Genomic DNA, 1,099 nt, shown 5'->3' on the forward strand with positions numbered 1-1,099 from the left:
TCACGATGTGATCGAGCAAGCTGATTTCCAATTTGGTCAGGGCGCACCGTGGTGGTTCGGCTGGGGCAGTGCGATTGGCCATGGTAAGCCAGAAAATCCGCCAACTGATCAGGCAGAAGATTGCGATCAAATTCGCGAGGCGTTGCGCAGTTCGCAGCTTGGCATCTTCCGCTTTACAACCCGATTTGAGGATCTTGTGAAAAACCTCGATCTTCCACCGAAGAGCGTACCACTGTAGTTTCTCGATCGCATCGCGCCGGGACCGCACGGCCAGATCCGTAATCAACTTCCATTTGATTTTCTCGCGATTTTTCGGTGATCCTTTTTCTTCGGCATGGATCACCGTGAGGATCAGTGGCGGATATCGTTTCTGTTTGCCGATCGGCGGCAATACCGTCAGCTTGCGATACTTAAGCTCCAAGATTACTTCATCGGGTTCCCCCTGCCCGTTCCGTATCTCGATACGATGCAGCCCGGCGACCTTGACCTCTTTCATCTCCGTGGCAATCGTGTGACCGCCGTCGCCCGCCAGGCGATCGACACATGTCCTGATCAGAAAATGGGTTCCCATCTCCTGAGCCACACAAAACAACTCGTAAATATCACTTTCTCGATCGCCGATGTGAACGCAGCGACTCGGATCACCGAGCAATTCCGTGGACTGCCGCAAATTATCCAGCCATCGAACGCTCTCCTTCTGCTCGATCGGCACCCTGGTCGGGTTGATCTTCCGCTTGAGGGCCGCCGTGCCTTTGAATTTCTCGCGCGTCCAGAATTTGACCGCCGCAAGGCCCAGCGGCAGGCCCTCGCGTGTCAGGACGAGGCTTGAATGCATCAAAATGCCACAGACCGCGTGCGACCGTATCCGGCCAGCCTTGTCGCGCCCGCTATTGACGCTCTTCGTCAGCCCGATCGCTGACTGATCTTCTCTTTTAAAAGTGAACTCCGTCGTGTCGTGCAGAATAAAAGCAAGATCCTCGGTGGCCGCCATTCGCTCTCTGGTCGCAGCAAAATGGCCGACCATGATATCGGCCTCATTCACCCGGTCGTTCGAAAAAAACCGATAGGCCCCCTTGGTGTGAGCCCAGTCCTGGCAGGC

Annotated in this window: 1 protein-coding gene; it reads right to left on the reverse strand. The window is 55.4% G+C overall.

What is annotated here, in order from left to right:
- The coding region (locus tag BW994_RS18770) for an IS4 family transposase (RefSeq protein WP_245801614.1) at positions 1-1,042 on the reverse strand (1,042 nt) is incomplete at its 3' end.
- Positions 1,043-1,099: the final 57 nt, after the last annotated feature.

It is taken from the genome of Acidiphilium rubrum (assembly GCF_900156265.1).
Lineage (GTDB): Bacteria > Pseudomonadota > Alphaproteobacteria > Acetobacterales > Acetobacteraceae > Acidiphilium > Acidiphilium rubrum.